At 73.5% G+C, this 26768-nt stretch carries 21 protein-coding genes and 1 pseudogene; 9 read left to right on the top strand and 13 right to left on the bottom strand.

The features are described 5' to 3' along the window. Window positions 1–16 precede the first annotated feature (16 nt). The 8 genes and pseudogenes from Q2K19_RS26720 to Q2K19_RS26685 all read right to left on the bottom strand — a co-directional run bounded on the left by Q2K19_RS26720 (window position 17) and on the right by Q2K19_RS26685 (window position 8372). Window positions 17–700, bottom strand: a complete 684-nt coding sequence (locus Q2K19_RS26720) for a DedA family protein (RefSeq protein WP_302772757.1) — start codon at window positions 698–700, stop codon at window positions 17–19. A 39-nt stretch (window positions 701–739) separates the two neighbouring features. After that, entirely contained in the window at window positions 740–1288 is a 549-nt protein-coding gene (locus tag Q2K19_RS26715; RefSeq protein ID WP_302764828.1) for a phosphatase PAP2 family protein, read from the bottom strand. A gap of 96 nt (window positions 1289–1384) precedes the next feature. Continuing rightward, the gene (locus tag Q2K19_RS26710; protein WP_302764826.1) at window positions 1385–2782 is read right to left on the bottom strand and encodes a sensor histidine kinase; all 1398 of its coding nucleotides are present in this window, start codon (window positions 2780–2782) and stop codon (window positions 1385–1387) included. A 46-nt stretch (window positions 2783–2828) separates the two neighbouring features. After that, entirely contained in the window at window positions 2829–3506 is a 678-nt protein-coding gene (locus tag Q2K19_RS26705) for a response regulator transcription factor (protein WP_302764824.1), read from the bottom strand. Between the two features lie 94 nt (window positions 3507–3600). After that, window positions 3601–4422 carry a COG4705 family protein gene (locus tag Q2K19_RS26700; RefSeq protein ID WP_302764822.1) on the bottom strand — a complete coding sequence of 274 codons (822 nt, stop codon included), beginning with the start codon at window positions 4420–4422 and terminating at the stop codon, window positions 3601–3603. A 101-nt stretch (window positions 4423–4523) separates the two neighbouring features. After that, window positions 4524–4954: pseudogene (locus Q2K19_RS26695) on the bottom strand (hypothetical protein); the annotation flags it as partial. A 52-nt stretch (window positions 4955–5006) separates the two neighbouring features. Next, a complete protein-coding gene (locus Q2K19_RS26690; RefSeq protein ID WP_302764820.1) occupies window positions 5007–6992 on the bottom strand; it encodes an ATP-binding cassette domain-containing protein in 1986 nt (661 codons plus the stop codon). A 165-nt stretch (window positions 6993–7157) separates the two neighbouring features. Next, window positions 7158–8372 (bottom strand): MFS transporter, encoded by a 1215-nt coding sequence (locus Q2K19_RS26685; protein ID WP_302764818.1) that lies wholly within the window; start codon window positions 8370–8372, stop codon window positions 7158–7160. A gap of 141 nt (window positions 8373–8513) precedes the next feature. Between Q2K19_RS26685 and Q2K19_RS26680 the strand changes: the two genes are divergently transcribed. The 4 genes from Q2K19_RS26680 (at window position 8514) to Q2K19_RS26665 (ending at window position 14106) form a co-directional block, all read left to right on the top strand. Further along, window positions 8514–11693 (top strand): BTAD domain-containing putative transcriptional regulator, encoded by a 3180-nt coding sequence (locus tag Q2K19_RS26680; RefSeq protein WP_302764816.1) that lies wholly within the window; start codon window positions 8514–8516, stop codon window positions 11691–11693. 68 nt (window positions 11694–11761) lie between these two features. Further along, window positions 11762–12742 (top strand): ATP-binding cassette domain-containing protein, encoded by a 981-nt coding sequence (locus tag Q2K19_RS26675; protein ID WP_302764814.1) that lies wholly within the window; start codon window positions 11762–11764, stop codon window positions 12740–12742. 104 nt (window positions 12743–12846) lie between these two features. After that, window positions 12847–13602, top strand: a complete 756-nt coding sequence (locus Q2K19_RS26670) for an ABC transporter permease (RefSeq protein WP_302772756.1) — start codon at window positions 12847–12849, stop codon at window positions 13600–13602. A gap of 162 nt (window positions 13603–13764) precedes the next feature. Beyond that, entirely contained in the window at window positions 13765–14106 is a 342-nt protein-coding gene (locus tag Q2K19_RS26665) for a DUF4326 domain-containing protein (RefSeq protein WP_302764812.1), read from the top strand. Window positions 14107–14109: 3 nt separating this feature from the next. Here Q2K19_RS26665 and Q2K19_RS26660 read toward each other — a convergent pair whose 3' ends face one another. The 3 genes from Q2K19_RS26660 to Q2K19_RS26650 form a co-directional block, all read right to left on the bottom strand. Then, window positions 14110–15897, bottom strand: coding sequence for a gamma-glutamyltransferase family protein (locus tag Q2K19_RS26660; RefSeq protein ID WP_302764810.1), 1788 nt, complete (start codon window positions 15895–15897; stop codon window positions 14110–14112). Window positions 15898–16039: 142 nt separating this feature from the next. Further along, window positions 16040–16336 carry a MoaD/ThiS family protein gene (locus Q2K19_RS26655; protein ID WP_302764809.1) on the bottom strand — a complete coding sequence of 99 codons (297 nt, stop codon included), beginning with the start codon at window positions 16334–16336 and terminating at the stop codon, window positions 16040–16042. Then, complete coding sequence (locus tag Q2K19_RS26650) at window positions 16333–17448, bottom strand: WD40/YVTN/BNR-like repeat-containing protein (RefSeq protein WP_302764808.1); 1116 nt, start codon at window positions 17446–17448, stop codon at window positions 16333–16335. The genes Q2K19_RS26655 and Q2K19_RS26650 overlap by 4 nt, the downstream gene beginning before the upstream one ends. 231 nt (window positions 17449–17679) lie before the next feature. Here Q2K19_RS26650 and Q2K19_RS26645 point away from each other — a divergent pair, with 231 nt between their 5' ends. From Q2K19_RS26645 to Q2K19_RS26630, 5 genes are all read left to right on the top strand, one after another. Continuing rightward, the gene (locus tag Q2K19_RS26645; protein WP_302764806.1) at window positions 17680–18117 is read left to right on the top strand and encodes an MmcQ/YjbR family DNA-binding protein; all 438 of its coding nucleotides are present in this window, start codon (window positions 17680–17682) and stop codon (window positions 18115–18117) included. A gap of 60 nt (window positions 18118–18177) precedes the next feature. Continuing rightward, entirely contained in the window at window positions 18178–18381 is a 204-nt protein-coding gene (locus Q2K19_RS33425) for a DUF4326 domain-containing protein (RefSeq protein ID WP_368046163.1), read from the top strand. 29 nt (window positions 18382–18410) lie between these two features. Beyond that, window positions 18411–19985, top strand: coding sequence for an FMN-binding glutamate synthase family protein (locus tag Q2K19_RS26640; protein ID WP_302764805.1), 1575 nt, complete (start codon window positions 18411–18413; stop codon window positions 19983–19985). Between the two features lie 171 nt (window positions 19986–20156). Beyond that, the gene (locus Q2K19_RS26635; RefSeq protein WP_302764803.1) at window positions 20157–21503 is read left to right on the top strand and encodes an SWIM zinc finger family protein; all 1347 of its coding nucleotides are present in this window, start codon (window positions 20157–20159) and stop codon (window positions 21501–21503) included. After that, entirely contained in the window at window positions 21496–24159 is a 2664-nt protein-coding gene (locus Q2K19_RS26630) for a DUF6493 family protein (protein WP_302764801.1), read from the top strand. Before Q2K19_RS26635 ends, Q2K19_RS26630 begins: the two co-directional genes overlap by 8 nt. Window positions 24160–24440: 281 nt before the next feature. On the opposite strand, the gene Q2K19_RS26625 is transcribed toward Q2K19_RS26630, so the two are convergent. Together Q2K19_RS26625 and Q2K19_RS26620 are read right to left on the bottom strand one after the other, a co-directional pair. Continuing rightward, entirely contained in the window at window positions 24441–25676 is a 1236-nt protein-coding gene (locus Q2K19_RS26625; protein ID WP_302764800.1) for an acyl-CoA dehydrogenase family protein, read from the bottom strand. Beyond that, window positions 25676–26704 (bottom strand): phosphotransferase family protein, encoded by a 1029-nt coding sequence (locus tag Q2K19_RS26620; protein ID WP_302764799.1) that lies wholly within the window; start codon window positions 26702–26704, stop codon window positions 25676–25678. Before Q2K19_RS26620 ends, Q2K19_RS26625 begins: the two co-directional genes overlap by 1 nt. Window positions 26705–26768: the final 64 nt, after the last annotated feature.

Below are 26768 nucleotides of genomic sequence, written 5' to 3'. Positions count from 1 at the left end.
CCGGCGGTCACGCACCTCACCGCCGAGGCGCGTGCGCCGTCTCGACCGGGTCGCCGACCGCCCCCGCGGTGCGTCGAGCCCGGCGGGAACGGAGCAGTTGGATGCCGATCGGCAGCACCGACACCAGCACGATGGCGATGAGGATGTACTCGATGTTGGCCTTGACGAACGCGATCTGGCCAAGGAAATAACCGAGCACGGTGACTCCGACGCCCCACAGCGTTCCGCCGACCAGGTTGAAGATCAGGAAGGTGCGGTAGCGCATGCGGGAGACGCCGGCGATGATCGGGGTGAAGGTCCGCACGATCGGCACGAACCGGGCCAGCACGATCGACCGGGCGCCATAGCGGGCGAAGAAGTCGTTGGCCCGGTTCACGTTCTCCTGCTTGAACAGCCGGGAGTTCGGCCGGCGGAACAGGCTCGGACCGACCCGTTTGCCGAACAGGTAGCCGACCTGGTCGCCGGCGACGGCGGCCATCGCCACCAGCAGGCAGAGCAGCCAGAGCGGCTGGTGCAGGTACTGGCCCGCGGAGACGAGCAGTCCAGTGGTGAACAGCAGCGAGTCGCCGGGGAGGAAGAAGCCGATCAGCAGGCCGGACTCGGCGAAGACGATGGCGAGGATGCCGATCAGCCCGAAGGTGGAGATCAGCCACTGCGGGTCGAGCGGACTGGGACCCGCGGCGAGCAGTGCCTGGGGCATGGACACGAGGACACCTTCCGGGACGTGGACGGGCGGCTTCTAGTGGCCGGTGGCGGCATCCGACCGACGGCGGTCCGCCCAGCGGTCGTACGCCCGCCCGCCGGCTTCGACGGCGCCGACGGCAGCGCCCGCGATGACCGCGCCCGCGAGGATGTCCGCGGGATAGTGCACGCCCGTCCAGACGCGGGCGAAGCCGAGGAGCACGGCCAGTACCGCCAGCCCTACCCCCCACCGCCTGGACAGAAACGCGCCGACCGCGAACGCCAGCGCGAACGCCGCGGTGGCGTGGTCACTGGGCAGTGACGGTCCGGCGGCGTGCGGGATCAACTGGTGGACCGGATGGGTCTGGAACGGCCGTACCTCCGGGCTGATCGCAGCGACGCCCTGGCCGACGACGAAGGCCAGCACGAGGACCGCCGCCACGCGGACGACGGCCACCCGCTCCCGGAGCAGGCCGCGCAGCACGGGTACGGCCGCCAGGACGCCGAGCACGTAGAGCAGCCAGACCGCACACCACTCGAAGACGTCGTCGACCGGGTCAGTGGTGCCGGCGGCGGCGTTGATCAGCTGGAAGAGGTGGTAGTTCATCTGCCCGTGCTGCTCCGTGATCGACCCGGCTCCCCCGCTCGGCCGGCTACCCGCAGCCTGCCGGTCGCCGCCTGAAAGGAGCCTGAAGAGCGAGGATCAGTGGCGCAGGGGCAGGCGGATCCGCACCGTCATGGTCGGGCCGGGCAGGACGTCCACGGTGCCGCCGTGCGCCGCGACGATCTCCTTGGTGATCGCGAGGCCCAGCCCGCTGCCGCCGTCGGTCCGCGCCCGGCTGTCGTCCAGTCGGATGAACCGGTCGAAGATTCGTTCCCGCTCCGCCTCGGGGACGCCGGGGCCGTCGTCGGTGACGTCGATCAGCCCCCAGGTGTCGCTGGCGGCCACCCGCAGGACGATCTCCGAGCGGGCGTGCCGCGCGGCGTTGTCGGTCAGGTTGCGCAGCGCCCGACCCAGGTCGTGGGCGTCGCCGCCGACGCGTACGGGGGCGACCTGAGTGCGGACGGTCAGGTCCGGTCGGCGGGTGGCGATACGGTACCGCTCGGTGTAGGCGAGGTCGTCCAGGTCGACGTCGTCGTCGCGCGGTACGTGGGCGTGCTCGTCGATCCGGGCGAGCAGCAGCAGGTCGGAGACGAGGCGGCCGAGGCGTTCCGTCTCGCTGCGCAGCAGCCCGACCAGCTCGGCGTGCGCCCCGGGCGAATCGGTCAGCGCCAGGCGGTCTAGACCGGCCTGCAGGGTCGCCAGCGGGCTGCGCAGCTCGTGGCTGGCGTCGGCGACGAACTGTCGCTGGCTCGCGGCCGCCGTCTCCAGCCGGTCGAGCATGCTGTTCATCGTCTCCGCGAGCGCGGCGACCTCGTCGTGCGCCGGTGGTACCGGGACCCGGGCGTGCAGGTCGCGCGCGGTGATCCCGGCGACCCGGCGACGGATCGCCTCCACCGGGCGGAGCGCGCCTCCGACGAACAGGAAGACCGCCGCGCCGACCACCAGCAGCATCACCGGCAACCCGGCGGCGAGGATCGCGGCGACCGCCTCGGTGCTCTCGTTGACCGGCCGCAGCGACTGCGCCACGAGGACAGTACGGGTGCCGGCTGTGGTGGCGATCCCTTCGGCGACCACCCGGTAGGGGTCCTCGTCGGCGAACGGCAGCAGCCGCTGCTCGTGCAGCACCTGACCGGGAGCCGGTCGCAGCGGAGAAAGCGGCGCCACGCCGGCGAGCGCCGCCGAGGCGCTCACCACTCGCCCGGACGGGTCGAGGACCTGCACCAGGGTCTGCTCGCCGGGGCTGGGTTTCAGGGTCTGGGCGAGCGCATCCTGGTTGCCGCCGGCCACGGCGGCCGCCACCTCGTCGGCGCGTTGCCGCGCGGCGGCGTCAACGTTGCCCGCAAGGTCCGCGCGGGCGGTGAAGACGAAGGCCGCGGCGCCGACGGCGAAGGCGAACGCCACCACGAGCGCGGCGGCCAGCGCCGAACGCAGCCGCACGCCGAGCCGCCGACGCAGCCACCGCACCGGCCCGCCCTCAGGTCCGCGTCGGCCCGCCATGACCGCAGCGTAGGCAGCCCGTAGCTGAGAGAGCCCTGAAGGGGGGTCAGCCACCGTCGGCGGCCAACCGGTAGCCCATGCCGCGTTCGGTCTGGACCGCCGCGCGCCCGTACGGTTGATCGATCTTACGGCGCAGGTAGCTGATGTACACCTCGACGATGTTGGGATCCCCGTCGAAGTGGGCGTCCCACACGTTCTCCAGGATCTGGGTCTTGGACACCACGTCGCCGCGGTGACGCATCAGGAACTCCAGCATCGCGAACTCCCGGGCGGTCACCCGGACCGGCTGTCCGGCGCGGGTGACCTGTCGTCGGGCCGGATCCACGGTCAGGTCGCCGGCGGTCATGACCACCGGGCGGGCCGGGGCGCCCCGGCGTACCAGGGCGCGCAGCCGGGCCACCAGCACCACGAACGAGAACGGCTTGGTCAGGTAGTCGTCGGCGCCGAGGTCGAGCGCGTCGGCCTGGTCGTGCTCGCCCTCCTTGGCGGTCAACATCAGCACCGGGGTCCACACCCCGCGGGACCGCAGCTGCCGGCACACCTCGTAGCCGCTGAGGCCGGGCAGCATGATGTCGAGCACGACGACGTCGTATGGGTTCTCGGTGGCCGCCCACAGCCCGTCCGGCCCGGTGTGCTGGACGTCGACCGCGAAGCCCTCCTCGGCCAGACCGTTCCGGATCACCTCGGCCAGAGCTGACTCGTCCTCGACGACCAGCACGCGCACCTGCTCACTCCTCTCCCCACAGCCGGGTTGACGTCCTTCTTCGATCATCGCCCCACCTCAGGGACGTCAACCCGGGCGCGGGACAGGCAGCGGCCTACCGCTGCGTAGCCGCCGTCCGGTACGGCGTGTCAACGGGCGGCGGCGCGTCCCGTTTCGTCACGCTCAGGTAGCCGACCAGGACCAGGATCGTCGCGAGGAACAGCCCGCTGGTGATCACCGGGCCGAGGCCCAGCCCGCCGTCGTCACGGCTCTGCGTCAGGTAGTCGCCGAGCGAGGCGCCGAGCGGACGGGTCAGCACGTAGGCGATCCAGAACGCCACGACCGGGTTCAGCCACGACCAAGCGTACGCCGAGGCCACGACGGCGATCATCGCCGCGAAGATCAGGCCCGAGAGCAGGTACCCCAGATCGAGCCGCTCTGACAGCAGGTCTCCGGCAGCGGTGCCCAGCGCGAAGGTGAACAGGATCGCCGTCCAGTAGAACGCCTCCCGCCGTGTCGTCACGATGGAGTGGATCGACAGGGTGCCCTCGCTGCGGTACCAGATCGCGAAGGTGGCCGCGAGGAGCACCGCGAACACCGCGGTGCTCGCCTCGAGCGGCACGCCGAGGTTGTCGGAGAGGTTGTCCGTGATCAACGTGCCGACGATGCTGACCAGCACCACCGCGAGCCAGTAGCTCCACGCCTCGTACCGGTCGGCCCGGAACTGCCACCCGAGTACGGCGACGAGCGCGACGGCCATGACGAGGGTGGTGCCGGTCAGCCCGAGGTGAACGCTGACGTTGAGGAAGTCCGCCGCGGTCTCGCCCACGGTCGTCGACAGGACCTTGATGACCCAGAAGTAGACGGTGACCTCGGGGACCTTGTTGAGCATCTGCCACATCCGCGGCGTCGAGTCGTACTGTCTGTCCAGCTGCATGCGCGGCACCCTGGCACCCGGTTGCTGAGGACAGCCTGAACGACCGGGCGGTCAGGTGCGCTCGGCGATCCCCACGCCGCCCGGGCCGCGCGGCGGCCGTTGGGAAACACCGTGTAGGTGACGGGCCAGAACACCAGCCACGCCCCATGGCCAGGCTGAGTCGACCGATCCAGGCCCAGAGTTCCCGGGTGCGGTCGGCGTCACCGACCAGAGCGATCCCAGCGACCAGCACGGCACAGGCGACGGCCCAGCCGAGCATCCCCTTGCCCCACTCCCGCCACTCGTGCCGGGCCCGCGCCGTCCCGTAGCGCGGGGCTCGGCGGGGCGGCGGTCCGCCGGCGAACCGGAACGCGAACCGTTCGTCGGTCCAGCGCACCGGGCTGTGGCCGAAGGCCACGGAAAATCCGAGGTACGCGGCGGCGAGGCGGTGGGCGAACGTGGCGGTGCCCCCGGCCCACAGATCGATCATCGTGGCGACCAGCAGCACGAGGTCGACCACGGGCACCGCGAGCAGCGCCGCCGCACCCGGCCGCGCCTCACACCCGCTTCCGAGCAGGGTCGGTGAGCGCAGCTCGACCGCGTCCTCAGGACGTGGTTGGTGGGCGCTGGCGGGGTGGCGCGCCGCCCGGGGCGGTGGCGTCGTAACCGGCGGCCTGAAGGGTGAACAGGTCGGCGTAGCGACCGCCGGCGGCCATCAGCTCGTCATGACTGCCGGCCTCGACCAGGGCACCCTCGTGCAGGACGAAGATCCGGTCGGCGTGGCGGACGTTGGCCAGCCGGTGCGTGATCAGGACGGTGGTGGACCGTCCCTGCCGGTCCCGGATCGCCTGGAACAGGGCGTCCTCCGCCCGCGGGTCGAGGGCGGAGGACGGCTCATCCATGATCAGCAGCTCGGCGTCGCGGAGGAATCCGCGGGCGGCCGTGATCCGCTGCCACTGCCCTCCGGAGAGATCCTGGCCGTGGGCGAAGGTGCGGTCGAGCAGCGTCTCGTAGCCGTACGGAAGGTTCTCGATCATGTCGTGCGCCACGGCCCGGGCGGCGGCGGCCCGGATGCGGTCCTGCCGGGCCTCGCCGGCGACATCACCGATGGCGATGTTCGTGGCCGCGGTGAACGGCCACTTGTGGTACTCCTGGGTCACCACGGCGATCCGGGACCGCAACCCGTCGACGTCCCATTCGGACAGCGGTCGCCCGTTCCAGCAGATGACGCCCTCGGTCGGGGCGCGCAGGGCGGCGATCATCGCGGCGAGGGTGCTCTTGCCGGAGCCGTTCTCCCCGACGAAGGCCACCGTCTGCCCCGCGTGGATGGTCAGCGTCACGCCGTCGACGGCCGCGGTGTCGCGGTCGGGGTAGCGCAGGCTGACGTCGCGGACGCTGAGCTCGCGCAGCGCGTCGGGGGCGCCCCGGCGTGTGCCGCCGGTGGCCTGGTCGGGCAGGTAGGCGGCGGCCCGGGTCATGAAGCCGGTGTAGTCGCCGAAGTGCTGCCCCTCGGTGTAGACCTGGTCGATCTGGAAGGTGAGGATGCCCAGCGAGCGTTGCGCGGACTGCAGCGCGATGACGCAGGTCGCCGCGGCGGCGAGCGGGATCTGCGCGTGGACGAGCAGCAGCCCGAGCAGCACGTACACCGCCCCGCTGGCCACTCCCCCGATCATCGACCCGACGGCGGTGGTCGTGGTGACCCGGCGGGCGAGGGCGAGTTGGATGTCGGTCTCCACGCCCATGACCCGGTCGTACTGGTCCAGCAGGAACCGGCGCAGCCCGTACGAGCGCAGCTCCGGCGCCGAGACCCGCTCGGCCATCAGCCGGTGCAGCAACCACAGCCGACGCCGGCGCACCGAACCGGCCGTGTAGGTCTGGTACTGCAGGTGCCCCGCCCGCAGCGACGCCCACGCCTTCGGCAGGGTCGCCACCAGCAACGCCAGCAGCAGCAGCGGGTGGATGACCAGGACGGCGACCGCCACGGCGACCAGCCCGGCCAGGCCGGCGAAGAGGTTCATCGACGCCTGGACCAGTGAGATGGCCGAGTCGGTGCCTCGGGAGGCGCGTTCCATGTCGTCGGCGAACGCGTCGGCGTCAAACGCCTCGAGCCGGACCGCGGTGCTCACCTCGAACAGGCCCCGCTCCACCTCCCGGCTCACCCGCGGCGTCAGCCCGTTCTGGGCATACCCGGTGACGATGCCCATGCCGGCACGCAGCGCGGTCGCCCCGGCCAGGGCCGCGAGCGCGGGTAGCGCCGCGACCAGCTTGTCGGCGGTCGGCCCGCCGGCGAACAACTCGACCAGCACCTGCTGGGTGGCGAGCAGCCCGAACGCGGCCAGCGCACCGGCACCGACCGTCGCGGCGCCCACCACGCCGGTGCGGATCCGGTCGGCCCGCCAACTGATCCGCAGCGCCACCCACACCAGCCGAGGCAGCTCGGCGAAGACGGCGAACAGTCCGGCCTGCGCCCGCGCCCGCACGCCCGTCTCCCACCACATCTCCCGCAGCTCCGGCAGCACCGGCTCGGTCGGGGCCGGAGTGGACTGTCGCGGGGTGGTGCGGCGTTCGTCAGGGATGGCGGTTTCCGTCATGCACGCGCCTCCTCAGGGTGGGCCACTCCGGGTTCCGCGGCACCCCGGTCGTCGACCACCGCCACCTCCCGGGGCTGCCTCGAGCGTAGAAGGTCGGCGCGTAGTCGGCTGCTCACCTGGAGCGAGATCGGCGTTCCGTCGACGGGGCCCGGCCACCGGCGGACGTCAGCCGCCGGTTCGCGGAACCCGGGCTCGGGCAACCGGTCGGACGATGGCGAGGAACAGGGCCAGGGCGGCGGCCTGGATGCCGGCCACGGTGACGATCACGGCAGTGATCGAGTAGTCGTAGAGGGCGCCGGTGAGCAGCCCGCCGACCAGGGTCGCCCCGCCCAACCCGGCGGCGAAGATTCCGTATGCGGTGCCCCGCCGGGCGGCGGGGACCATGTCGGCGATGGTCGCACGCATGGTGGATTCCTGGAGGCCGAGCACGGCGCCCCAGGCCAGGACACCGGCGATCGCGGTCGCCGAGGTGGTGGTGAAGGCAGCCAACGGGATCAGGGCGGTCAGCACGGGTACGGCGACCAGCACCCAGACGCCGACCCGGTCATACAGCCACCCGGAGGCCAGCGCGGCGAGCGCGGCGATGCCCATCGCGGCGGCGTACACGACCGGCACCACCGGCACCGGCACGACATGGCGGGTGGCGAGGTGGAAGCTGAGTACCCCGAAGGTGGCGTAGCCCGCCGTGCTCAGCACGGTGAACGCCAGATAGGTCCAGAAGACGCGGGGTAGCTGCCGGCCCGGTGGGGCGGGCGGGGCGCCGGGTCGCGGCCCCGGTTCGAAGCGACGTGGGTCGGGCACGCCGGCGCGCAGCCACAGCAGCACGAGGATCCCCGCCACGGCGGGTACGGCCAAGGCGAGGAATGCGGGCCGATAGTCGTGGGCGGTGGCGGCCAGTACGGCGGCGACCAGCAACGGCCCGACGACGGCGCCGGTCTGGTCGAGCGCCTCATGGACGGCGAAGCCCTTGCCACGGCCCACGGCCGCGGCGGCGTGGGAGATCATGACGTCCCGCGCCGGGCCGCGGATCGCCTTGCCGGCCCGCTCCGCGACGAACAGTGCCGCGGCCAGCCACAGCGCGGTGGTCAGCCCGAGCGCGGGCACGGCGATCACAGTCAAGGCGTAGCCGACCAGGACGAGGGGCCAGTAGGCCCGGGTACGGTCGGCGAGGGGTCCGGTGACCAGACGCCCGGCCAGGGCGGTAGCTTCCCCGGCGCCGGTGACCAGCCCGACCAGGGCCGCGGACGCGCCGAAGGTGGCCAGGTAGGGGCCGATGACGGACCGGGCACCTTCGTACACCACGTCCGACAGCAGGCTGACGACGCCGAACACGGTCACGAACCGCCACGGCGTCCACCTGATCGTCCGCGGGCCTGTCACCCATGCAGTCTGGCCGACCTGGAAGCTGGCCGGGCCTGGATCAGTCGAGCCGCTGCCGCTGGTTCGCGCCGCCGGTCAGCCGAGCTGGATCAGCAGCCCGCGCACCACCGCGACGGGAGGGCCTGAGCGACAATCGACGCCGTGCGGTTCGGCATCCTGGGCGCGACCGAGGTGTACCCCGCCGACGGTCGCCGGCTCACCGTCGGCGGGCCGCGGCTGCGTGCGCTGCTGGTGCTGTTGCTGCTCGACGCCGGGCGGGTGGTGCCGCGACAGCGCCTGACCGACGACCTGTACGGCGCCAAACCGCCGGCCGGCGTGGCGAACGCGCTGCAGTCGCAGGTGTCCCGGCTGCGCCAGGTGCTGTCGGCTGGACCTGTCGACCCGGTCGAGTTCCACCCGGCGGGCTACCGGCTCGCGGTCGACCCGGAGGACGTCGACGCGCACCAGTTCATCCGGCTGGCCGACGCCGGACGGGCCGCGCTCGGGGCCGGCGACCCGCGTCGCGCCGCCGACCTGCTGCGCGAGGCCCTCGCGTTGTGGCGCGGGGAACCGCTGGCGGATGTGACGGATGCGCCGTTCGCCGCGGCCCAGGCGGCGCGGCTGCGGGATCGCCGGCTGGGCGCGACGGAGGATCGGATCGAGGCGGAGCTCCGGTTGGGGGCCGCGCCCGGATCGTCCTCCGCCCGGGCGCTGGTGACGGAGCTGCGGGAGCTGGTGGCCGCCGACCCGTTGCGGGAGCGGCTGCACGGCCAACTGATGCGGGCGCTGCACGCCGATGGCCGCCGGTCGGAGGCCCTCGCCGCCTTCGCGGAGCTGCGCCGCCTGCTCGCCGAGGAACTGGGCACCGACCCGTCCGCCGAGCTGGTCGCGTTGCACGCGGCCCTACTGCGCGACGAGGTCGAGTCCCGCGCCGAGGCGGCCCCGTCCCGGTTGCCGCCGCTCCCCGGCCAGCTGAGCAGCTTCGTGGGCCGGGAGGAGGAACTGCGCCGCCTCGGCGGGCTGCTCGGCGAGGCCCGGCTGGTCACACTGCAAGGCCCGGGTGGGGTCGGGAAGACCCGGTTGGCCCTCGAGGCGGCCGCACGGCACGGCGGCGAGGTCTGCCTGGTCGAGCTGGCCGCGTTGCCCGCGGGGGCGGACGTTGCCCCGGCGGTGCTGGCCGCGCTCGATCTGCGCGACGCCGCGCTGCGCGTGCCGGGCGGGGGTCCCCGCGATGTCACCGACCGGCTGGTCGCGGCCCTCGGCGACCGTCGGCTGCTGCTCCTGCTCGACAACTGCGAGCACGTGGTGGCCGACGCGGCCCGGCTCACCGCCCGGCTGCTCCGCGCCGCCCCGATGGTGCGCGTCCTGGCGACCAGCCGGGAACCGCTCGGCCTGACCGGGGAGATGCTCTGCCCGGTGGTCGGTCTGCCCGTGCCGTCCGAGTGCGCCGCACCGGAACTGGCCCGGGAGTACGCCGCCGTGCGGCTGTTCGCGGACCGCGCCACCGACGTGGCGCCGGGGTTCACGGTGGACGCCGGAACCGTGGCGGCGGTGCTGCGGATCTGTCGTAACCTCGACGGCTTGCCCCTGGCCATCGAGCTGGCCGCGGCGCGGTTGCGGGCGCTGCCGGTGGCGGAGGTGGCGGCCCGGCTGGACGACCGGTTCCGGCTGCTGAACCGGGGCAGCCGGGTGGCCGAGCCGCGGCACCAGACCCTGCGGGCGGTGGTGCGCTGGAGCTGGGACCTGCTGGACGAGCCGGAGCGACGGCTGGCGCGGCGGCTGAGTGTCTTCGCCGGGAGCGCGGACCTGGCGGCCATCGAGCGGATCTGCGGGCCGCTCGGCGCGGACGCGCTCGACGTGCTGACCGGCCTGGTGGAGAAGTCGCTGGTGGACGCCGCCGACGGGCGTTTCCGGATGCTGGAGACGGTACGCGCGTTCGCGGCCGAACAGCTCGCCGAGGCCGGCGAGGCCGACCGGCTGCGTCGGGCGCATGCCGCGTATTTCCTCGACCTCGCCCGCGCCGGCGACGTCGGACTGCGCGGCGCGACGCAACTGGACTGGCTGCGGCGGCTGGACGCCGACCGCGACGACCTGCTCGCCGCGCTGCGCCGGTCGGTGGCGGGCGGCGACACCGGCATGGCGCTGCGGCTGGTCGCCGCGCTGTCGTTCTACTGGTGGCTGCGCGGCCTGCGGGGCGAGGGGGCCGCACTGGCCGGCCGGCTCGTCGACCGGCTCGGCGGCCCACCGCCCGGGCTCGCCGAGGAGTACGCGCTGTGCCTGCTGGTCGCCGCGGTGAGCGGCGCCGGCGGTGCACACCCGCCGCAGGTCGGCGCGGCCAGCGACATCCTGTGGGAGCTGGGCCGGCCGCCTGTGTACCCGTTCCTGCTCTACCTGTCCGGAACGGCCGCCGGTCCCCCGCCGCGGGAGCGGATCTCGATGCTGTACGCCGGGCAGACCCGGGCCGTGCTGCTCGGCGCCGACCCGTGGAGCCAGGCGCTGGGGTCGCTCGGCACGGCCATGGTGCGGCTGCTCGACGGCCGGTACGACGAGGCCCGCGCCGAGCTGACCGCCGCGTACGACGGTTTCCGGACGATCGGCGAACGGTGGGGCATGATCCTGGTACTCAGCACCCTCGCCGAGGTGGCCTACCGGGTCGGGGACCCGGCCGCGGCCGCCGGGCCGATGGCGGAGGCCCTGCGGTTGGCGGACGAGCTCGGCTCGGCGCTCGACATGGCCGAGCTGCTGCGTACCCGGGCGGACGGGCGGCTCGGGGTCGGTGACCTGGACGGGGCGGGCACCGACTATCAGCAGGTGGTGGAGGCCGCAAAGCCGGCCGGGGCGGCGGAGCTGGTCGCCGCGGCTCACTACGGGCTCGGCGAGATCGCCCGGCGGTGCGGCGACCTCGACCGGGCCCGGCAGCTCTGCGAGCAGGCGGTGGCGGAGTGCCCGGCCGGCTGGTTCGGCGCCGAGGTGGTGCGGCTGGCGGCCCTGGTCGCGCTCGGGCAGATCGCCGACACGGTCGGGGACGCGCCGACGGCCCGCGCCCGCTACCGGGAAGTGCTGGGCGCGACGCTCGGGGTGTGGGACGTGCCGACCGTGGGCGCCGCGGTGGAGGGCCTGGTCAGGCCGGCGCTGCGCCGGGGCGAGGCCGAGCGGGCCGCGCTGCTGCTCGGGGCGGCGTCGGCGCTGCTGCGCGGCACCGGCGCCGCCCCGGCCGCGCAGGCCGCGCCGGTGGCGGCGGCCGCCCGGGCCGAGATCGGGGACGCGAGGTTCGAGCGGGCCTTCGTCCTGGGCGCGGGGCTGGACCGGGAGCAGGCGCTCGCGCTGCTGGACGGCCGCTGACGGCGGCACGGTCCGAGCCGTCAGCGGACGGTGCGTGGCCGGTCAGCGCGCCCGGCGAGGCTGCCGGCATGACCTACGAAACATCGGCCGTCGTGGCCGAGGGACTGCGCAAGTCGTACGGCCGGACCGTGGCCCTCGACGGGTTCGACCTGACCGTGCCCGCCGGCACCGTGTGCGGGCTGCTCGGCCCGAACGGCGCGGGCAAGACCACCGCGGTGCGGATCCTGGCCACCCTGCTTCGCTTCGACGCCGGCCACGCGCGGGTGGCCGGACACAACGTGGCCCGGCACCCCGAACGGGTCCGCGCCCTGATCGGGCTCACCGGGCAGTACGCGGCGGTCGACGAGATCCTCAGTGGCCGGCAGAACCTGATCCTGTTCGGGCGGCTTCGGCACCTGCCGTCGCCGGTGGCCCGGCTGCGGGCCGACGAGCTGCTCGACCAGTTCGGGCTCGCCGACGTGGCGGACCGCTCGGTCGGGGCGTACTCCGGCGGGATGCGCCGCCGGCTCGACCTCGCCGCCAGCCTGATCACCACGCCGCGGGTGCTGTTCCTGGACGAGCCGACCACCGGGCTGGACCCGCGCAGCCGTAATGGCCTGTGGGAAGGGGTCCGCTCGCTCGTCGCCGACGGCACCACGGTGCTGCTCACCACGCAGTACCTGGAGGAGGCGGACCAGCTCGCCGACCGGATCTCGATGGTGGACGCCGGCCGGGTGGTGGCCGAGGGCACCTCGGCCGAGCTGAAGGCCCGGATCGGTGCGGACCGGATCGAGCTGGTCGTCCGGCACGCCGCGCAGTTGCCGGCCGCCGCCGGCATCGTCGAACGGATCACCGGCGGGCCGGTCACTCTGGATGCGGAGATCCGCCAGCTCAGTGCGCCCGTCGTGGACCGGATCGGCGCGCTCGCCGAGGTGATGCGGGCGCTGCAGGACGACGGTGTCGCGGTCGAAGATGTCGCCTTGCGCCGACCGACGCTGGACGAGGCGTTCCTGCGGCTCACCGGGCACCGGTCGGCCGATCCGCGCGACCGGGCGGAGGTGGCGGCGTGACCACGGCAGTCGGCTCGCGGCGGGATGCCGCAGAAGTCACCGAGGTGCGGTCGCCCGCCGGTCCGCTGGCCCGGCTCGGCTGGGCGCTGGCCGACGGTTGGGTGATGGCCGGACGGAACATGCGGCACGTGGTCCGGTCGCCCCACGAGATCATCCTCTACTTCAGCCTGCCGATCATGTTCGTGCTCGTCTTCGGCTACGTCTTCGGCAGCGGCATGGCGGTGCCCGGCAACGGCAACTACCGGGAGTTCCTGCTGCCCGGCGTGTTCGTGATGACGATGCTCTACGGCCTCGGCGCCACCGCGTCGGCGGTCGCCCTCGACGCCAGCCGCGGCGTGGTCGACCGGTTCCGCTCGATGCCGATGGCCCGGTCCGCGCTCCTCACCGGGCGGGCCGGGGCCGATCTCGCCCGGGGCGTACTGGAGCTGACCACCCTGGTGGTCTGCGGCCTGCTCGTCGGCTGGCGGTGGCGCAACGGGGTGGGCGACGCCATGGCGGCGGTGGGTCTGATCCTGCTGCTGCGGCTGGCGCTCACCTGGGTGGGCATCCTGCTCGGTCTCCTCGTGCCGAACCCGGACACGGTCGCGGTGATCGTGTTCCCGCTCGCCTTCCCGCTCACCGCCCTCTCCAACGTCTTCGTCGCCCCGGACCTGCTGCCGACGTGGCTGGGCGCGGTAGCCGCGTGGAATCCGCTCTCCGCCACCGTGGCTGCGGCGCGTGAGCTGTTCGGCAACCCGGGCATCGGCGGCGAGTCGTGGGCGGCGCAGCATCCGCTGCCCATGGCGGTCGGTTGGCCGGTGTTGCTCATCGCGCTGCTCGGGCCGCTGGCCGTCCGCCGCTACCAGCGGCTCAGCCGCTGATCGACGGCCCGCGGGCACCTCGCACCTCACCGCCAGCCCGCGACAGGTGACTCAACGTGACTTTCCGGCCGCGGAATCGCCGCGGCCAGGTCGGGCGCGCCGGCGCGTAGCCTCACGTGTGGTGGGCGGTGGCGTCCGCCGTCGCACCTGAGGAGCCGGGCCATGCAGGCAACCACCGTCGTCAACCTGAAGGGCCACCGCGACGACCCGGCGTACGCCGATGTGATCTACGTCGGGCGCGCCATGAATCGCGGCGGCTGGCGTCTCCCGAACTCCCCGTTGTCCAGCCCGTTCCGCCCCGGCCCTGACGGCACGCGGGACGAGGTCCTCGAGAAGTACCGCGCGTACCTGCTCGGCCGCCCCGACCTTCTCGCCCTCCTCCCCGAACTGCGCGGCCGCAGGCTCGGCTGCTGGTGCGTGCCGGAGCGCTGCCACGCCGAGGTGATCGCGGAACTCGCCGACTCGCCGCCGACACCCGGTGTACGTCAATGGACACCGCACTAGCAGTCAGCGCCCGCAGGCATAGCCCTGCATGCCACGCGGGTTCGCCCCTGCCTCGAGCACGCCCGTCACCGGGTCGCGGGTCACCGCACAGAGGCGGCCGAGGCTCCACGAGCCGGACAGTCGCACCTCGTGCCCGTACCCCCGCAATGCCGCCAGCACATCCTCATCCAGCCGGTCCTCCATCACCAGGACGCCGGGCTCGACGTCGCGCGGGTAGAACGACGCCGGCAGGCTGACGGTGTGCCAGGCGGGCGCGTCGATGGCCTCCTGCAGGGACTGACCTCCGACGAGATGGCGAAGCAGGAACAGCAACTGCCACTGGTCCTGCTGGTCGCCTCCGGGTGTGCCGCACGCCATCACGGGCTCCCCGTCGCGGTGGACCATGGTCGGACTCAACGTGGTGCGCGGCCGGCGTCCGGGAGCGAGCGACGAGGCGAGACCGTCCTCCAGCCAGAACATCTGAAGGCGGCTGCCGAGGGGGAAGCCGAGTTCCGGGATGGTGGGAGAACTCTGCAGCCAGCCGCCGCTCGGCGTGGCGGAGATCATGTTGCCCCAGCGGTCGACCACATCGACATGACAGGTGTCGCCGCGGGTCACCCCGTCCGCCTTCACCGTCGGCTCCCCCGTCGTGGGGTCCGCCAGGTCGACACGACGTCCGGCACTGCGTCGGACGTGAGCCGGGAGACGGGGCTCCGTCCCATCCGGGCGCCCCGGTCGCAGCTCCGCCGACGCTCGTCCGCCGATCAGGGCCGCCCGGTCCCGCGCGTACTCCCGGGAGAGGAGCGCCTTCGCGGGCACGTCACCATCGCCGTACCAGGCCTCACGGTCGGCGAATGCGAGTTTGAGCGCTTCGGCCTGAGCGTGGATGCCGACCGCGGTTGCCGGGTCGTACACCTGGCGGTCGTCGAGCGCGTCGAGGACGGACAGGGTCTCCAGCAGCACCGGGCCCTGGCCCCAGAAACCGGTCTTCGCCACCGAGTAACCGTTCCAGTCGAGGGTGACCGGTTCCTCCCACGTCGCCGAGTAGGCAGCCAGGTCCGCGCCGGTGACCAGGCCGGCATGGGGTCGTCCGCTGGAGTCGTGGAACGGTTCCCGGCTGAACCGGTCGATCGCCTCGGCGACGAAACCTTCACTCCAGGCACGGCGAGCGGCCTCGATCTGCGCCTCTCGGTCGGAGCCGGCTGATCGGCCGGCGTCGACCAGGCTCCGCAGGGTCCGCGCGTAGGCCGGGTTGGTGAACACCTCGCCCGCCGCCGGCGGCTTGCCGTTGCGCAGCCACAGCTGCGCAGAGGTGTGCCAGTGTTCCTCGAACAACGACTGTACGGCCGCCACCGTGTCGCCGACCCTGCCGACCAGCGGGTGGCCTGCGCCGGCGTACCCGATCGCCGGCTCCAGCACGTCCTCGAGGAGGAACGTGCCGTGGTCCCGCAGCAGCAGGAGCCAGGCGTCCACGGCGCCCGGCACGGCCGCCGCGAGCGGGCCGGATCCGGGGATGAGTTCCATCCCGAGGGACCGGAAGTGCGCGATGGTGGCGCCAGCGGGCGCCGGTCCCTGCCCGCAGAGCACCTTCGGGGTCCGGTCCCGGGCCGTCGCCACGATGGCGGGCACCTCGCCACCCGGCCCGTTGAGGTGTGGTTCGACGACGTGCAGGACGAACCCTGCGGTGACCGCGGCGTCGAAGGCGTTCCCGCCGCGCTCGAGGATTCCCATGGCCGCCTGGCTCGCAAGCCAGTGCGTCGAGGACACCATCCCGAAGGTGCCCTGCAGGGTCGGCCTTGTGGTGAACGTCATGACAACACCTCGCCGGACTTGGCGCCGCCCCCGCTGTTCGGCAGCGGCGAGCAGGCTACGACGGTGCGGGCAACAGCGACTGCCGCCACAGCTGCCCGGAGTGGACGGAGCCTACGCCGGCTCATGCCGCTACGGTGAACGCCTATCCCCCGGCCATCGCTCCGAGGATGATGAACGGTTCCTCGCCGACAGTCACGCGCTCGGGCAGCGCTGCGTCGGGCGAGTCGTTGGAGAGGTCCTCCTCGCAGGCGTAGAAGCGGATGAACGCACGACGCTTGCCGCTACGACGATCGCGGATCGTGCCCAGCAGCATCGGGTACCTCGCCTCGAGCGTGTCCAAGACCAGGCGCTGGGTGACCGTACCGGCCACCTCGAGCCGTACCTCGCCGGTGACGTGAGCCAGGTTCTTCAGGTGGGCCGGGAGAACCACCCGGATCACGGCAGCACCTGGGCTTCCACGGAGAGCACGGCCGGCAGGTCCCGCACGATCGGCGTCCAGCTGTCGCCCCCGTCGGCCGAGTGATAGACCTGTCCGCCGGTGGTGCCGAAGTAGATCCCGCACGGGTCGAGCGTGTCGACCGCCATGGCGTCGCGGTACACGTTGACGTAGCAGTCGGACTGCGGCAGGCCCTTGGTCAACGGCTCCCAGCCCTCGCCGCCAGTGCGGCTGCGGTAGACGCGCAGCCTGCCCTCCGGCGGGTAGTGCTCGGAGTCGCTCTTGATCGGCACCACGTAGATGGTCTCCGGCTCGTGCGCGTGCACGGCGATCGGGAACCCGAAATCCGACGGCAGGTTGCCGCTGACCTCGCGCCAGTTCGCACCGGCGTCGTCGCTGCGCATGACGTCCCAGTGCTTCTGCATGAACAGCGTGTCCGGCCGGGACGGGTGCTGGGTGATGTGGTGCACGCAGTGCCCGACCTCGGCGTCCTGGTCGGGAATCTCCCCGGAGCGCAGTCCCTTGTTGATCGGCAGCCAACTGGCGCCGGCGTCGTCGCTGCGGAACGCGCCCGCCGCCGAGATGGCGACGTAGATCCGGCCCTGGTGAACCGGGTCCAGGATGATCGTGTGCAGGCACAGGCCACCGGCGCCGGGCTGCCACGTCGGGCCCGTCGGGTGGGTACGCAGGGCGGTCAGCTCGGTCCATTTCTGGCCGCCGTCGGTGGTGACGTAGAGGGCGGCGTCCTCGGCACCCGCGTACACGGTGTCGGGGTCGTTGCGGGACGGCTCGAGGTGCCAGATGCGCTTGAACTCCCACGGGCGCGGGGTGCCGTCGTACCACAGGTGCTCGCCGGCCTCGCCGGAGTAGGCGAAGTCGTTGCCCACGGTGGACCAGGTCCGGCCGCCGTCGTCGGAGCGCTGGATCAGCTGCCCGAACCAGCCGCCGGACTGGGACGCGTAGAGCCGGTCCGGGTCGGCCGGTGACCCGGTGAGGTGGAAGATCTCCCATCCGCCGAAGTGCGGTCCCTCGACCGTCCAGTCGCCGCGCCGGCCGTCGGACGTCAGCGTGAATGCGCCCTTGCGGGTGCCGACCAGTACTCGTACGCCGCTCATGCCCTCATCCTTCCGTTCTGTTCGACGATGTCTCGGGTAAGACCGTCCCGCATGCCGGAACTCATCGGTCTCAGTCCGTCTTACTCCCCCGGTACGACGAAGCGGCGTCGTCCGAACCGACATTCGAGCAGATCCTTGACGGCGGTCGCGCCGACATGCCGTGCTGGACGGGCCGGCGGGCCGGCGTTCGGCCGGGCGGAGCTGTCGGAGTGGCCGGGTAGCGTCCGGTGCGTGACTGGTCCCGGAGACGTCCCACCCGAGATCCTCGACCGGCTCCGGCCCGTCTGCCTCGGGCTGCCCGAGAGCTACGAGGAGCCGGCGTGGGTGGGCACGCGCTGGCGGATCCGCAACCGCACGTTCGCGCACGTGCTCACGGTCGACCCCGACCACCAGGCGGCCTACGCCCGGGCCGCCGCGACGGACCAGCCGATGTGCGTGCTGACGTTCCGGTCGCCCGGCGACGAGATCGCCGGGTTGATCGGCAGCGGCCACCCGTTCTTCAAGCCGGGCTGGGGCGCCGACGTGGTCGGCATGGTGCTCGACGACGGCGTCGACTGGGCGGAGGTCGCCGAGCTGCTGACGGAGAGTTACTGCGTCCTCGCGCCGAAGAAGCTGGCCGCCCTGGTCGACCGGCCGCCCGAGCTCGGGCAACAGCCGTCACCGCCGTGACCACGCGCGACTGCTCGGCAGCACGGCGACGATGAACAGGCCCAGGGCGGCGGCCCCCCGCTGTCGAGCCCGTACCGCCCTGGGCCGGACGGCAGCCGGGAGGAGGTCCTCGGGAAGTACCGGGCGTACCTGCTCGGCCGCCCCGACCTGCTGGCCCTCCTGCCCGAACTGCGCGGGCGCAGGCTCGGTTGCTGGTGTATGCCGGAGCGCTGTCACGCCGAGGTGATCGCGGAACTCGCCGACTCCCCGCGCTGGACCGTTTGACCGCCGGCGATCCCGGAAAGAGTGGCGGCATGAGCTGGGCCAGGAGAGCCGTACCCGCCGCTGTCGCCGCTGTCGCGGCCCTCGCCGCACGCGACCTGCTTCAGCGCGACCACGCGCTGCTGCGCAACTTCCCGGTCCTCGGCCGCGCCCGGTACCTGCTCGAGTCCGTCGGGCCCGAGCTGCGCCAGTACATCGTGGCCGGCAACAACGAGGAGCGGCCGTTCACCCGCGACCAGCGGCGCTGGGTGTACGCGTCGGCGAAGCAGGAGAACAACTACTTCGGGTTCGGGACCGACAACGACATCGAGTACACCCCTGGCTACCCCATCATCAAGCACCGCACGTTCGGCCGCGCGGTGCCGCCGTCGTCCCCGACCGCCGGACAGGACGTCGCGCTGCCCTGCGCAAAGGTGCTCGGCGCGGCCCGGCGGCGGGCGCGCGCGTTCCGCCCGGAGTCGGTGGTCAACATCTCCGGCATGAGCTTCGGCTCGCTGTCGGGCAACGCGGTCGAGGCGCTCAACCGGGGGGCAGCGCTGGCCGGCTGCCTGCACAACACGGGCGAGGGCGGGCTGTCGCCGTACCACCGCAAGGGCGGTGATCTGGTCTTCCAGCTCGGCACCGCGTACTTCGGCTGCCGGGACGAGCGCGGCAGGTTCAGCCTCGACCGGCTGAAGGACCTCGTGGCGGGCGCACCGGTCAAGGCGCTGGAGATCAAGCTGAGCCAGGGCGCGAAGCCGAGCCTCGGCGGCCTGCTGCCGGCGGCGAAGGTCTCCGCCGAGATCGCCGCCACCCGGGGAATCCCGGCGGGGCGCGACTGCGTCAGCCCGTCGCGGCACGCCGAGTTCTCCGACTGCGACAGCCTCCTGGACTGGGTGGAGCTGCTCGCCGCCGAGACCGGCCTGCCGGTCGGCATCAAGTCCGCCGTCGGCGACCTCGGCTTCTGGGAGGAGCTGGCCACGCTGATGCGCGACACCGGCCGCGGCGTCGACTTCGTGACGGTCGACGGCGGCGAGGGCGGAACGGGCGCCGCGCCGCTGATCTTCACCGATTCGGTGTCGCTGCCGTTCCAGCAGGGCTTCTCGCGGGTCTACCGGGTCTTCGCCGAGCGGGACCTGCACGAGCAGGTGGTCTTCGTCGGCGCCGGCAAGCTCGGGCTGCCGGACAACGCGGTGGTGGCGTTCGCCCTCGGCGCCGACCTGGTGAACGTCGGGCGGGAGGCGATGCTGGCGATCGGCTGCGTCCAGGCCCAGAAGTGTCACACCGACACCTGCCCGACCGGCGTCGCGACCCAGAATGCATGGCTGGCCCGCGGCCTCGATCCGGCGCGCAAGGCGGTGCGGGCCGCCAACTACATCCGGACGCTGCGGCGGGACCTGGTCAAGGTCGCCGAGGCGTGCGGCGTCGAGCATCCCGGGCTGATCGACACCGGCGCGGTCGAGGTCCTTGACGGCCGCACCGCCTCCACCCCGCTGGACGAGGTGTACGGGTACCGCGCGGGGTGGGGGCTGCCGTCCGCCGGCGACCGGGCCGAGATCGTCCGGCAGATGACCGCCGAGGCGCCGCAGGGCGGCAGCGCGCCGCCGTCCCCGACCGCCGTCGGCTGACTGCGAGGAAGGGCGCGTGCCGCCGGCGTATCCACGCGGCCGGAATCGTCAGTCCCGGAATCCCCGGGGCCGCCCACCGCCGTTCGCCCCGGCCGCGGGACAGCGCGGTGGAAACAGCACGTGGCACGATTCGCTGGACCGCCGGACGGTACTCCCGGAAGGATCAGCGATGTGAGCGCGACGGCCTCCGCCGTGGACACCCGGATCTACCGCCACCCGTCCGGCCTGGCCCACGGCAACCTGACCCTCGCCACGTCGACCCCGGACCGGGTTGACGAACGGACCTTCTTCGCCGGCTTCGTGCGTACGCCACGGGTGGTCGCCGGGGGCCTGCTCGCGCTGGCCGACATCGCGGGCGCGGACTTCCGGCCGGTCCGCACCGGGACGGCGGGACGTGACCCGGTGGCCACCGCCGACGGCGAACGGCTGCGGTTCGAGGCGCTGTCGACGTGCGGTGGCCTGTACGGGCGGCTGGACCTGACCTCCGCCGAGCTCGACGGTGTGCCGGTCGGCCGCGGCACCACCAACGTGGACATCAACCCTGAGCTGTACGAGTCGCTCACCCGGGTCGGCGGCGCGGACCCGCTGCGCCTGTCGGTGGGCGAGGACGAGCTCGCCGTGTCGACGCTCGACGGGAAGGTCGTCGAGAAGCGGGTGCCGCTGCCGACGCGCTGGTTGCGCGGGCTGGCCGAGGTGGCGGCACACGCGCTGCCGATGGATCCGCGGCTGGAGATCCACGCCGGGCGTGCCGTCGCGCTGCTGGCCGAGACGTCGGCGCGCACCGGCCGGCAGGCGCGCTGGCTGGTGCCGGCCGGGTCGGGGTGGCGGTCCACCACTCGACCGTCGTCCGGCGCCGTCTGCGTGGCCGACGGCTTCCGGCTGTCGGTGCTGCGGCCGCTCCTGGCCCTGGCGCGGACGGTGACCCTCTACGCGCCGCCGGTCAGCGGCGCGCCGGCCGAGGTGAGCGGCTGGGTGCTGGATTTCGGCACGGCGCGGTTCACGTTGCTGCTGTCGACCGCCGCGAGCCACGGCTTCGCCGGCGACGGTCAACTGCTGGCCGACCTAGGGTCCGGGTCCGCCGTCGCGGACGCCGACGCCCTGGATGCCCTGCTGGCCGTCGACCCGGTGATCGATCGCGCGTCGGTCGCCGCACGAACCGGCTGGGACGCCGGGCGGGCCACGTCCGCCCTCGCCGCGCTGGCCACCGCCGGCCAGGTCGGGTACGACGTCGCCGAGGCGTCGTCGTTCCATCGCCCGCTGCCGTACCGGGCCGACCTGGTCGCCGCGCTGCACCCACGCCTCGCCGCGGCAACGATGCTGACGACGACGGGCGGGGTGGTGGCGACCGCCGCGGGCGTCGAGGTGACCTCCGGCGAGTCGACGTACCTCGTCCATCGGCGCGACGGGGAGTACGCCTGCACCTGCGCCTGGTGGGTCGAGCACCAGGGCCGACGCGGGCCGTGCAAGCACGTCGTGGCGGCGATGCTCCTCGGGCAGACGGGACAGCAGCGTGGGTGACCTCTGGCGCGACATGTGCGCACGGATCGACGACGCCGACCTCGACGCGCTCGCCGACCTGCTGGCCGGTCTGGACGCCGACGCACGGGCGGCGCTGCTGCCTGCGCTGGATGGGCACACCCCCACCCGCGCCGTCGCGGAGCCGGTCGTCCCGCCACCACCGGAGCCCGAGCCGGAGCCCGAACTGCCCACCGCGGGATCCTTCGCGTTCGTCATGTCCGCCGAGGACGGCCCGCCGCCCCGTGACCTCGAGGGCATCCGGGCGTACGTCGCCCGCCAGCGGTTGCGCAAGCGCGAACGCCGGTGGGAGAGCGACAAGCGGCACCTCGAGTGGCAGGCATCCCGGCTGGCCGCCCAGCTGACCGAGCGCCGCCAGGAGGCGCTGGCGATGGCCGTCGTGGCGTGCACGCCGACGGCGACAGAGGCGGTCAGACGCTTGCACCGGCCGTGGCGGCTCGGCCCGTCGCTGCGGGTGACGCCCGAGCTGGCGCCCGGTCTGCTCCGCGTGCGCGGCGCGACCTGGGGAGCCGCCCTGGCCCGCGGCATGGCGCGGCGCGCCGGATCTCGCAGCCGGTTCACCCCGTGGCCGTTCACCGAGGCGCTCATGCGGGCCGTGGGCGCCGGGCCACCGGACACGCCCGGCGCCGTCGCGCGCTACGTGGAGATGTGGCGTCCGTCGCTCGCCTCCTTCCTGGCCGCCGACCCGTGGTTCGACCAGGTGCTGCCGTACCTCTTCGACGACGACCGGGTCGCCGCCGCCTTCGTCACCGGCGTGGCCCGCCGGGACTGGCCGCCGGCGCTGTTGGAGTTGACGGCCAGCGGGCGGGTCGACCGCGAGATGCTCATCCGGGGTTGCCTACGCCGCCTGCGCGCCGGCGGGCGCAAGGGGCTGCTGCAGCCGTACTTCGACCTGCTCAACCAGCTGGCGCCGAGCACCGACGAGCTGGCCCGGCACCGGCAGGAGCTGACCGGCCTGCTGACGGCATCGATGTCGACGGTCGCCGACTTCGCGTACACGTCGCTGCAGGCGCTGCACTGGGTGTCCGAGCTGGATCAGGTCACCCTGGCGGAGATCACCCGGAGCATGCTGTCGCGCCAGGAGAAGAAGCTGGTCCGGGCACACCTCGCCTGGCTGCGCAGGCTTCCGCTGGAGGACCTGCTGGACGGGTTGGTCGTCGGGCTGCACCATCCGGTGCCCGAGCTCGGCGAACGCACCGTCGACCTGATCCAGGCGCGACTGTCGACCCTGTCGGAGGCAGCTCGCGAGCGGTTGCGGGCTGAGGTGCCCGCGCTGGACGGTGTCGTCGCGCAACGACTCGCCGCGCTGCTCGGCACCGCGCCCCCCGCCCCCGCGCCCGCCCCTACCCTGGTCGCGGAGCCACCGGCCGAGATGCCGTCGCCGCTGGACCTCGGCGCGCTCGCCGGGGAGCTGGCGATCGTGCTGCGCCGCGGCGACGACGACCCGATCCGGCACGAGCTGGTGCTCGACGGGCTGGTGCGGGCGGCCTGCGGCGACCGGACCGAGGCCGCTCGGGTGCTGGGGCCGTTGATTCCGCAATGGCCCGGGCTCTGGCCGGCCCTGGTCTCCGCCGCCATCGAACGGGACGCGCCGCCCGACCGGGGTTGGTACCACACGTCGTACCGCCCGGAACCGCATCCGATGACGGTCTTCGTGGAACGCCGTCTCGCCGAACTCACCGCGCGGCTGGTCAGTGCCCCGCCGGTGGCGCTGCTGGCCACGCCGGCCACGGTCGCCGGGCACGTCGACCCGGCCCGGGTGCTCCGCCTCCTGCAGGAGGCGGAACGCGACGGCTGGCAGCCCGGCGAAGCCGACCTGACACAGGCCATCCTGCGCCTGCCTCGCCAGGTCGACGCCGCCGTCCGGACGGCCGCCACCCGCCTGGTCTCGCCGGCGGGCCGCCGATTCGCCGATTGGCTGGCCGCCGGAGCGGAACCGAAGACCTGGGTCGAGGAGGCCGGCGGCCGGCGGATCGCGATGCTGGACCCGGCGGGCCTACCGGCCGAGCTCGCCGATCCGCGCAGCGCGTCCGCGCGGGCCAGGCGCACCTCGCAGGTCCGAACCCTGGACCTGTGGCCGATGGTCGCGCCGTCGCACCGTGAGGCGATCGCCGCGCAACTCCAGCCGCACGTCGCCGCCCGGGTGGATCAGGGCAACGCCGGCACGGGCTTCCTAACCGGCCTGGCGGCGGCCGACGGCCCGGCCGGCCCGGCCATGTCCGTGACGTTGGCGTACGCGCTCGCCAATCACCGGCAGACCGTGCGGCTGGCGGCCGGCGACGCGCTCATCACCCTCGCCGCACGCCCGGACTGGGACAGCAGCGGCGTCGGGACGGAGGTCGGTACCCTCGCCGCCACGAACCGGATCGTGCTGCAGCGGGTCGTCCAGCCCCTGGCCGAGGCGCTGAAGGCCGGTGCCCGCGACGCGGTCTGGCAGGTGACGTCGGCGGCGCTGCCGATCCTCCTGCCCGCCGGACCCCGCGCGGGCCTGCCCGATCTGGTCGACCTCGCCGCCGGCGCCGCTCCCGACGGCGGCCACTCGGCCGGCCTGCCGGGCCTGGCCGCGCTGGCCGCCAGGCCCGGCCGCAGCCGCCTCACCGTGACCGCCCGTCGGCTCGCGGCACGCATGACGACCTGACGCCCGCTGAGCCGCCTCTCACCGCACCCAGCCGAGGAAGCGGCGGTGCAGCGCCCCGGCCGGCAGCCAGTGCAGGTCCGCGGCGGCGCGGACGAGCTGCGCGCCCATGTAGAGGGCCAGGGAGACCGGCGCATCGGCGAACTCCGCGCGCAGTCGGCCTGAACGCGGACGCCGGGCTTCGGGTGCCCGCGTCCCTCTTCGGCGTGAAGTCTCGGCCGAGGCTTCTCCTGCGGTTGGGTCCCCGGTCGGTTGTGCCGGGCGGCGGTGATGCAGCGCCGTGGTCAGGCGGGGCGGCGCCCCCGCGCGGTGGCCTGGCGGCGCAGCTCGTGCCGGGCCAGGGCGTTCTTGTGCACCTCGTCGGGTCCGTCGGCGAAGCGCAGGGTCCGGATCCGGGCGTAGGCGCTCGCCAGCGGGAAGTCCTGGGATAGGCCGGCCGCGCCGTGCACCTGGATGGCCTTGTCCAGGATCCACTGCACGGTCGCGGGCGTGGCGATCTTGATCGCCTGGATCTCGGTGTGCGCGCCCTTGTTGCCGACGGTGTCCATCAACCAGGCCGTCTTGAGCACCAGCAGGCGCAGCTGCTCGATCCGCACCCGGGACTCGGCGATCCAGTCCCGGACCACCCCCTGCTCGGCGAGCGGCCTGCCGAACGCGCTCCGCTGCTCGGCGCGGGCACACATCAGCTCGACGGCCTGCTCGGCGACACCGATCGAGCGCATGCAGTGGTGGATGCGACCCGGACCGAGCCGGGCCTGGGCGATCGCGAAGCCGTCGCCTTCGGCGCCGATCAGGTTCTCCACCGGCACGCGGACGTCGTGGAACTCCAGTTCGGCATGCCCACCGTGGTCGTGGTCGTCATACCCGAGCACCGCCATGCCGCGCTTGATCTCCAGCCCCGGGGTGTCCCGCGGGACCAGCACCATGGACTGCTGACGGTGCCGCTCGGCGTTCGGGTCGGTCTTGCCCATCACGATGAGGATCCGGGCGTTCGGGTTCATCGCGCCGGTGATCCACCACTTGCGGCCGCTGATCACGTACTCGTCGCCGTCCCGGTCGATGCGGGTGGCGATGTTCGTGGCGTCCGAGGAGGCCACGTCCGGCTCGGTCATGGCGAACGACGACCGGATCTCGGCGTTCAGCAGCGGCTCCAGCCACTGCTTCCGCTGCCGCCCGGTGCCGAACATCGCCAGCACCTCCATGTTGCCGGTGTCCGGGGCGGCGCAGTTGAGGGCGGCGGGCGCCAGGTGGCTCCGCCCGGTGATCTCCGCGAGCGGCGCGTACTGGAGGTTGGTCAGGCCGGCGCCGTGCTCGCCGGGCAGGAAGAGGTTCCACAGCCCCCGCTGGCGGGCGGCGGCGCGCAGCTGCGCGAGCACCGGCACGGAGTCCCAGGCCCAGCGGTGACCGAGTTGCCCGAGCTGCTCGTGGAAGGTCTGCTCGGCCGGGTGGATGTGGCTGTCCATGAAGTCGAGGAGGTTGTCGCGCAGCCCCTCGGTCCGCGGGTCCAGGGTGAAGTCCATCAGTGCTCCTTGAGGTAGGTCAGGCCCGCGTCGAGCAGCAGGTCGGTCACCTCGCCGAGGCGCTCGAAGCCGGCGCCGACGGTCTGGCCGCGCAGGTGGCGGTAGTGGATGCCCTCGAGGATCGCGGCCAGCTTGAAGGCCGCCAGGCCGAGGTGGAAGCCGAGTGGCGGGAGGTCGCGGGTGCTGCGCGTGGCGTACCGCTGGAGGATCTCGTCCTCGGTCAGGAAGCCGGGCGCGGACGAGGCGTCGGCCACCGCCACGCCGACCAGCCGGCCGAGCCGCTGGTAGAGCACCAGCAGCGCCAGGTCGGTCAGCGGGTCGCCGAGGGTGGCCATCTCCCAGTCGATGACGGCGGCGAGGCGGTCGCGGTCGTCGGTGAGCACGTTGTCGAGTCGGTAGTCGCCGTGCACGATGCCCGGCGCCGACTCGGGCGGGACGCCGGACACCAGGCGGGCGTGCAGCTCGTCGGCGGCCGGCAGGTCCCGGCAGTACGACGCGTCGAGCTGCTTCTTCCACCGACCCACCTGGCGGGCCAGGAAGCCCTCGGGCCGGCCGAAGTCCGCCAGCCCGACGGCCACCGGGTCGACCGCGTGCAGGGCGGCGAGGGTGTCGACCAGCCCGGTCGAGATGACCCGGGTGCGTTGCGGGCCGAGCCGCTCGAGTTCGGCCGCGTGCCGGTACGCCGTGCCGGCGACCCGCTCCATGACGTAGAACGGGGCGCCCAGCACGTCCGGGTCGGCGCAGTGGGCGTAGGTCGTCGGCACCGGCACCTCGGTGTCCCGCAGCGCCGACATGACCCGGTACTCCCGGGCCATGTCGTGCGCGGTCGCCAGCACGTGCCCCAGCGGTGGCCGCCGGACGACCCAGGTGGTCCGCCCGTCGCTGACCTCGTAGGTGAGGTTGGACTTTCCGCCCGCGATCAGCCGGGCGGTCAGCGGGCCGGCCGCGTCGGGCAGGGTGCCGGCGAACCACTCGGCGAGCCGGGTCAGGTCGAGGCCCGGTGGGTCATGCGGTGCGGCGGTGGTCACGGCACCAGGACGCCGGCCACGTACCGCACCTGGCCGGCGCCGAGGCCGCGGGCCGCTCCGGTGA

Origin of the sequence: Micromonospora sp. NBRC 110009, assembly GCF_030518795.1 — a bacterium.
Classification (GTDB): Bacteria; Actinomycetota; Actinomycetes; order Mycobacteriales; family Micromonosporaceae; genus Micromonospora.
The sequence above is the reverse complement of the archived record's forward strand: the minus strand, read 5'-3'. Positions and strand labels throughout refer to the sequence as shown.

Excerpts from the sequence above, each read along its gene's own strand:
- Q2K19_RS26675 (WP_302764814.1), top strand. The coding sequence starts at position 11,762 with ATGACCTACGAAACATCGGCCGTCGTGGCCGAGGGACTGCGCAAGTCG.
- Q2K19_RS26650 (WP_302764808.1), bottom strand. The coding sequence starts at position 17,448 with ATGAGCGGCGTACGAGTACTGGTCGGCACCCGCAAGGGCGCATTCACG.
- Q2K19_RS26690 (WP_302764820.1), bottom strand. The coding sequence starts at position 6,992 with ATGACGGAAACCGCCATCCCTGACGAACGCCGCACCACCCCGCGACAG.
- Q2K19_RS26720 (WP_302772757.1), bottom strand. The coding sequence starts at position 700 with ATGCCCCAGGCACTGCTCGCCGCGGGTCCCAGTCCGCTCGACCCGCAG.
- Q2K19_RS26640 (WP_302764805.1), top strand. The coding sequence starts at position 18,411 with ATGAGCTGGGCCAGGAGAGCCGTACCCGCCGCTGTCGCCGCTGTCGCG.
- Q2K19_RS26660 (WP_302764810.1), bottom strand. The coding sequence starts at position 15,897 with ATGACGTTCACCACAAGGCCGACCCTGCAGGGCACCTTCGGGATGGTG.
- Q2K19_RS26670 (WP_302772756.1), top strand. The coding sequence starts at position 12,847 with ATGGCCGGACGGAACATGCGGCACGTGGTCCGGTCGCCCCACGAGATC.
- Q2K19_RS26715 (WP_302764828.1), bottom strand. The coding sequence starts at position 1,288 with ATGAACTACCACCTCTTCCAGCTGATCAACGCCGCCGCCGGCACCACT.
- Q2K19_RS26700 (WP_302764822.1), bottom strand. The coding sequence starts at position 4,422 with ATGCAGCTGGACAGACAGTACGACTCGACGCCGCGGATGTGGCAGATG.
- Q2K19_RS26665 (WP_302764812.1), top strand. The coding sequence starts at position 13,765 with ATGCAGGCAACCACCGTCGTCAACCTGAAGGGCCACCGCGACGACCCG.
- Q2K19_RS26710 (WP_302764826.1), bottom strand. The coding sequence starts at position 2,782 with ATGGCGGGCCGACGCGGACCTGAGGGCGGGCCGGTGCGGTGGCTGCGT.
- Q2K19_RS26625 (WP_302764800.1), bottom strand. The coding sequence starts at position 25,676 with ATGGACTTCACCCTGGACCCGCGGACCGAGGGGCTGCGCGACAACCTC.